4 protein-coding genes and 1 riboswitch are annotated in these 7562 nt (G+C 47.1%); all 4 genes read left to right on the top strand.

The window, feature by feature from the left end; all coding sequences use genetic code 11:
- A partial coding sequence (locus tag AB4Z29_RS30785; protein WP_441944359.1) for an IS3 family transposase occupies nucleotides 1–106 on the top strand: 106 nt, incomplete at its 5' end.
- A gap of 745 nt (nucleotides 107–851) precedes the next feature.
- Nucleotides 852–1355, top strand: coding sequence for an SRPBCC family protein (locus tag AB4Z29_RS30780; RefSeq protein ID WP_441946714.1), 504 nt, complete (start codon nucleotides 852–854; stop codon nucleotides 1353–1355).
- A gap of 425 nt (nucleotides 1356–1780) precedes the next feature.
- The gene (locus tag AB4Z29_RS30775) at nucleotides 1781–2569 is read left to right on the top strand and encodes a TerC family protein (protein ID WP_441946713.1); all 789 of its coding nucleotides are present in this window, start codon (nucleotides 1781–1783) and stop codon (nucleotides 2567–2569) included.
- Nucleotides 2570–2712: 143 nt separating this feature from the next.
- Nucleotides 2713–2911, top strand: a riboswitch (cobalamin riboswitch).
- A 149-nt stretch (nucleotides 2912–3060) separates the two neighbouring features.
- A complete protein-coding gene (locus tag AB4Z29_RS30770) occupies nucleotides 3061–7557 on the top strand; it encodes an S-layer homology domain-containing protein (protein ID WP_441946712.1) in 4497 nt (1498 codons plus the stop codon).
- Nucleotides 7558–7562: the final 5 nt, after the last annotated feature.

Raw genomic sequence — 7562 nt, 5'->3', positions numbered from 1 at the left:
CGTGATACAGATAGTCAAAGATTACATTCATTATTATAACCATATTCGTATTCAAGCGAAACTAAATAACCAGTCACCGATTCAGTATCGGCAACTGGCATGTTAGTTAGGTGTTTTATCCCTGTCTCATTAGCAGGGGTCAGTTCCGTCACCTGAAGGGGTTCTATTGCAGTTTGTGCAGCGTAGCTTACACGAGTACTCAGACCAAGCTAGAACCAAGCTAGATAATAACTCGAAAAACACCATTACGATCTTCGCTGAAGCTCCTAGGTATGACTATTGCATTTATGTGGGCTAGCAGAAGTGGCTGTCCCCAAAGGGTAACCATGGTATTCAAATCTCATATATGTGCAAAGAACCTTCAACACCACTATAAAGTGGAGCTGAGGGTTCTTAGTTCTAATCCTATATAACGTAACATGTGGAACTGGAATTTCCAAAATTGACTTAAGTGATGGGTTCTTTTGTTTTATTAATAACTCCCACTATGAATAATTCCATCGTAATATGACCCCTAGAATGAATAATAAGCAATATTAGGATAAGGATAGAGGTAATCGAAGAATCTGATCCAGCTAGACCCTATTGAATGAAGTATGTAACTACGCTTGAACAACGGTCAGCCAAACATCACCTGAAACAAATAGTGATGCTAGGTATATTCAAAAATCAAAACTATATTCCTTGACAGGAATATTCAATATAGAGTATATTCTAATGGAATAAGATTCTAGTATAGCTGTAGTTGCTATGATCGGAGTCTTCTATGATTCATGTTAGGGCGTTTCAGTTGATTCCGGTATATCGATGTATGGGGTATTTCAAATAGCAGAATAAAGGAGATAAAAAGCATGTCAATTAAAATGGAGAACAATCAGTTAGTCGTTACACGCACATTCAAAGCTCCGCGCGATCTGGTGTTTAAGGTGTGGTCGGAGGCGGAACATTTGAAAAACTGGTGGGGACCGCAAGGATTCAAAATAGAAGTTGCTAAGATGGATTTCCGCCCAGGCGGATCATTTCACTACAATATGAAATCTCCTGACGGTCACGAAATGTGGGGCAAATTCGTCTATTACGAAATTGAAGCACCGGACAAGATTGTATACGGTAATTGTTTCTCCGATTCAGAAGGCAATATCGTACGAGCCCCATTCGCAGAATCGTTTCCGCTGGAAATACACAATACGCTGACTTTTACTGAAATAGATGATACAACAGTGATCACTCTTCGCGGAGGGCCTATCAACGTGCCGGAGGAGGAATTGAACTTCTACCTCGGTATGTACGAGTCCATGAAGCAGGGTTTCGGCGCAACCTTCGATCAACTTGCTGCGTATTTAGAGAGAACTTGAACGCAACAATGGTGAAATTTTACTTCTAGCTATTAAATAACGGTATATTTGGACATGCTTGATAGTAGTGGATCGACTCCATTTCGGTATAGAGGATTTGAATCTTGAGCAAGAATCTGCTTATCGAAGAGAAGAATGTTTGAAATTAACCAATAAATCATGAAACCAATGTTGTCCGCACCCCGTATCACCTTTTATTAGACGCTTTACGCAAGATGCCTTATCGCAACTGAATAGTTAACCCATACGCAAATGGGGAGTAGCTGTCACATAAAAGTCGTCAATACGAGAATGGAAGTTCTCCGGCTTTATGGGCATTGCCGATAAAGGCATTGTTAGCGAGACCTTTGCCTAACAAGGCAAAGGTCTCTTGGCGTTTGGGAGTCAGATGGCAAGCCCATCATTTTATTTTAGGAGGATGTCAAATGGATTTAAGTTTGTTAATGGAGTATGGCTGGGTGTTGCTCGTATTGGTTGCGTTGGAAGGTTTGCTCGCAGCCGATAACGCGCTAGTGCTGGCGATAATGGTTAAACATTTGCCGCCAGTTGAACGTAAGAAGGCGTTGTTCTACGGATTGGCAGGCGCGTTTGTTTTCCGTTTTGGTTCGTTGTTTGCGATTTCGTTTCTGGTGGATGTCTGGCAGGTGCAGGCGATCGGAGCGCTCTATCTTCTGTTCATATCGCTCAACCACATATTCCGTAAGCTCATCGTGAAAAAAGCCGACGATTCCGTAGCCAAGAGCTCGGGTAAGGAACCGAAGAAAAGCGGCTTCTGGTTTACGGTCTTGAAGGTTGAAATCGCGGATATCGCTTTTGCAATCGATTCTATCTTGGCAGCCGTAGCGCTTGCCGTCGCTTTGCCGGCAACAACATTGCCGAAAATCGGAGGCATGGATGGCGGTCACTTTATCGTAATTTTCCTTGGTGGTTTTATCGGTCTGGTCATTATGCGTTTTGCAGCGAATATGTTCGTGAAGCTGCTGGAGAGCAGACCTGCATTGGAAGTCGCAGCGTTCTTCATCGTCGGCTGGGTCGGCGTCAAGCTGGCGGTACATACGCTGGCACATCCATCACTGCACGTAATCCCGCATGATTTTGCGGAATCGACAGGTTGGAAAGTGACGTTCTATGTTGTGCTTCTGCTGATTGCTGTTATCGGCTGGTTCGTATCAGGCGGCAAAGAGAAGCAGGATCGGGCTTCGGAAGCGGCTTAATTGTAAGATTTGAACGTTTAGCTGCATATCGTTCCGTTTCATCAGAGGGTGCCCGCGGGCACCCTCATTTTTTGTGTTACCGAAGGCGCGTCCACAAACTTTAACATGACAAACGAGTAAATATTCGGTATGATGAGCAAGAAAATTTCATAGAAGAAACAGGTGCCAATGATGGAGCTAAGCAAGAAAACCATGGATTGGTTAAAAGGGAAGCAGGTTTAATTCCTGCGCGGTCCCGCCACTGTAATGGAGGAGTCTTTGCAAGGACGCCGCTGGGAAACCGGCAAGGCTGCAAGGATGTTGATCCCGAGCCAGAATACCTGCCTGTTTTCATTACACCGTTAACTCTACGATGGATAGGGAGGTGTTTATTAGTGCATGCAATAGTTAGCTGTATAATCTATTAAACCTCTTAACCATTAACGGTGAGAGGTTTTTTTGTATAGCTTTATTTCATAAATCGTTTGGACGAATAGGAAGGGGAGTTCATCATGAATACGAATCGATTTATTGCATGGTTGTTACTTGTAAGTGTGTTTATGACAATGCTTTCAGCCAATAGCCAGGTTTCCTATGCAGCGGAGGATGCGCACGAGCATGCCTACGATGTGTTGGAACATACGGAGAATAGCCAGGAAGATGAAGACGCTGCTCTGTCGAGCCTGAACATTGCTGCGGACATAGAAAAGCCGATTATTAGCTCTACTGGCTTAGTCGATCAGCAGCAAGCGATTTACCGCAAGCTTAGCTTTATGGCATCAGCTGTAGACACAGCAGATCCGGCTGTACAACTGGCAGTTAATCTAAACGGTGATCTGATCACAGCCAAGGATGAGACGTACACGGTTTCCCTGCAGCCAGGCGACAATGTCATTACGTTAACGGCAATCGATACGGCTGGTAACCGTGCAGAGGAAAGCTATACGGTTCATTACGCATTCGCGCAGAGCACAGCAGCCGCAGAGCAGCTTGAGAAAAGTCTTGCTTATTTAGTGAAGACGGTCAAAAGTCCGAAGTTTGGAACGGGTGCGGGCGAATGGTCTGTCATATCCTTGGCACGCGCCAATTACCCCGTACCGGATAAATACTATGATTCTTACTACTATAATGTGACTGAGCAAGTAAGAGCACTCTTGCTGAAATACGGCGGCAAGCTCGATAATAGCAAAAGTACGGAGCACTCTCGATTGATAATGGGGCTCGCCTCTATTGGAAGAGACATACATAGCGTGGCGGGCTACGATATTTCACAAGCGCTCGCTGATTTTGATTATGTCATCAAACAAGGGATTAACGGTCCTGTATTTGCTCTCATTGCCTTGGATACCCATCAGTACGAGGTTCCATTGGCGGAAGGCGCTGCGGTGCAGACCACAAGGGAAAAGCTTGTTCAATATATTTTGAATCAAGAGGTTAAGAAAGATGCGATGGATGCTGGAGGCTGGGGCTTCGGCACAACGAGAGCAGACGTCGATCTTACCGCGATGACTTTGCAAAGCCTTGCTCCTTACTACGAGACGGACTCTCTTGTAAAAGCGGCTGCGGACAGGGCGGTGCAGTGGCTCTCCGCCACCCAGAACGCACAAGGCAGCTATACGAATTTCGGTTCGACAAGCAGTGAGAGTATCGCACAGGTGATCGTTGCTCTTACAGGCCTTGGGATTGACCCGCATGCCGACCCGAGATTTATTAAAAATAATAAATCACTGATCGACGCGCTGCTAGCCTTTTCTGTAGAAGGCGGGGGCTTTAAGCATGTGGCTACGGGCAAATTAGACGGCATGGCTACCGACCAAGGCACGTATGCGCTCGTTTCCTATGATCGGTATTTGAAAGGCGAGAATCGTCTTTACGACATGACGGATGTTCAGTTGCAGGATTCGCAGGAAATGGAGTTTCCTTTGCCTGCCGGAGAGAAACCGAGCATTGCTGTTCCGGATGGTGGAGTCCACTATGTGGTTCCCGTGCCGACGGGAAATGAAAGCAAGGAAATAACGATTGAAATCCCGGAACAAAAAAATGGCAGCGTAAGCGTCCATTTGCCTTTGAACAGCAGCCTGCCTCAAATCGAGGCTAAGAAGGGCAGCGTCACAGCTGTTATTCCGAAGGGTGCCAAAATCATTGGCAGCGACAGCAATATTTTAGAGCTGATTACGACGTTAGACCCTGCCAATTCGACTTTGAAAAATAAATTAGCCGAACTCATTGCCGAGGGCAGGAAGCTTAGCGAGATTGCTGAAGCTTTCACAATGGGCGGCAGATCCATGGTCGAGTTTAACGAATATGTAACACTGGTCTTTGCTGGCCATAGCGGCAAGGATGCTGCTTATATCCAAGGCGGAGCCGTTCATGCGATTCAAAAATACGAAAGCGATGCTCTCGGCGCTGAAGCGGGAGAGAGAGAATATGCATATGACAGCGGGAATGACCTGATTGTAAAAACAAAGCATTTTACGGACTTTGTTTCCTATGCTACCAGTGTGTTGGAGGCGCCGGGCGGAGGTAATGGAGCACCTTCCCAGCCTACACAATATGTTACCCAGTCGGTGGATAAGCTTGCGATTAACAAGGGTTACGTGCTGCCTTCGGCAAGCGTAGAGTTGAAAGCAGGAGACACGGTATGGACGGTATTAAAGCGAACGCTGGATGCAGCTCAAATTAGTTTTGACTTTGACTGGAATGAAACGTACGGAAGCGTGTATGTGAAAACCATAGCTGGAGATGGAGAATTTGACCATGGCCAAGACAGCGGCTGGATGTACAATGTCAATGGTATTTATCCGGATTACGGGGCAAGCAAATATACACTGAAGCCAGGCGATCGGATTCAATGGCGTTATACGACGAATTTAGGCATAGATTTAGATGCAGGCGGATATGACCGCAGCCCAATCATTAATGTGCCTAAAGGACTTACGGAGAATTATGTAGTCAGCCTGACCAAATCACAGCTGGATACCGACAATATTACGATTAATATCGGAGATGTCCAGAAGAAGGTTATTTTGAATGTTAGCGACGTTAAAGAAAGCATTCCGATGGTTACGGTCGTGAAAGGAGCCGCTTCTTTCATTATCGACAAAGGTACGAAGCTGAATTCGGGGGAGACGAACGTGGAGTTGTTCACCGCCTTGGATGCGAAGCAAGCTACAGTGGAGGAACTCATTAACCGAGCGGTCGGCAGCAAAGATAAGTTCGGCAGTGGGAATCAATCCTTTACGATCGGCAGCGAAGCGAGCGCCGTGCGATTCGATAAACCGTTTACGATCATCGTCAAAGACGGGAAAAACCAGTTGGCAGGCGTCGTGGAGAATAATAAATACGTAGCAATTTCGATCTATGCGACAGAAGAAAAAGGTGTTCAAGCAACGATCGGAAGCGACAAAAAAGCTTATGCGTTCGTGAAAGGAAACGACCTTTATATTAAAACGAATCAAACGGCGAGCTTTGTCACGTATACGGCTAGCAGCAGCTTGGCGCTGGATGCTCTCTACAAAGACGCGGATACAATCTCAAAGTGGGCACTCGATGCAATCGGCCAAGCGACGCAAAACGGTTTTGTGCAGGGCAGCAACGGGAAATTCAATCCTAAAGCAGCGGTAACACGCGCGGAGTTTGCCAAAATGCTCGCAGCCGTGATGAACCTGGATACGGCCTCCGGCAAGGCTAGCGCCTTTACGGATGTGGCGAAGACAGATTGGTTCTACCCCTATGTGACGGCAGCTAGCCATGCCGGCTACATGACCGGCTTCAATCAAAAATTCAGTCCGAATGACAGCATCACACGCGAGCAGATGGCGACAACGCTGGTTCGGGCTTTGGGGATTGCGAGTGCAAAGCCGGCAGATGCTGTCAAAGATTTGGATAAGGCTTCGGCTTGGGCCAAAGCAGATATTGAAGCTGCAATTGCTTCCGAGCTGATGGTAGGTGATCGTAGCGGATTCCTGCCGAAGGCAACGGTGACGAGAGAGATGGCAGCCGTTGCGGCCATGAGAGCTTATGATTTTGACATCATCAACAAGCCTGAAGACACGAATGCGGATCAAAGCGCACAGGAGGCTGTGCGGAAACAGATTGCCCAAACGGCAGCTTTTATGCAGAATGCGGTGAGCAATCCGACCATTGCGAGCGTAGGCGGCGATTGGACAGTGCTTGGTCTCGCTCGTTCGGAGATAAGCGTACCGGACAGCTATTATGCAAAGTATTATGCTAACGTGGAGCAGACGCTGAAGGAACAGTCAGGCAAGCTGCACAACGTGAAATATACGGAATACGACCGAGTTATTCTGGCGTTGACGGCTATTGGCAAAAGCGTAGATCAAGTAGCAGGATATAACTTGCTTGAGCCGCTTGCAGATTACGATACCGTCATTAAACAAGGGATTAACGGCCCGATCTTTGCGCTAGTCGCGTTGGATAGCAAAGCCTATGATATTCCGGTAGTCGCAGGTGCCAAGAAGCAGACAACGAGAGAGCTGCTTATTGATTTCATTCTGGGCAGAGAGATTACAGATGGTGGCTGGGCGTTAGGAGCGAATTCAACCGCTGCAGACCCAGATATTACGTCAATGGCGATTCAAGGGCTGACTCCTTATTATGCAACGAATGATAAGGTTAAAGCTGCCGTAGACCGCGGCGTTGCATGGCTGTCGAAGGCGCAGATGGCAGATGGCAGCTTTGCAAGCGGCGGATCAGCCAATTCGGAGAGTATCGCGCAGGTTATCGTCGCTTTGGCTGGACTGGGCATCGATCCGCACCAAGATGCACGTTTTGTGAAGAACGGCCATTCTGCCGTTGAAGCTTTGTTAGGCTACGGGGCGGCAAGCGGCGGCTTCTATCACGTCAAGCAGGGCGGTACGGATAACGGTGGCGCAAAGCCTGGCGAAGTAGATCTGATGGCTTCGGATCAGGCGCTGTATGCGTTTGTAGCCTATAATCGCTTTGTTGCCAAACAAACGCGTCTTTACGATATGAGAGATGTGGCGTAACCATT

This window comes from Paenibacillus sp. 2TAB23, assembly GCF_052115165.1.
Classification (GTDB): Bacteria; Bacillota; Bacilli; order Paenibacillales; family Paenibacillaceae; genus Pristimantibacillus.
Note: the sequence above shows the minus strand (reverse complement) of the source record. Positions and strands in the feature narration are given on the sequence as shown.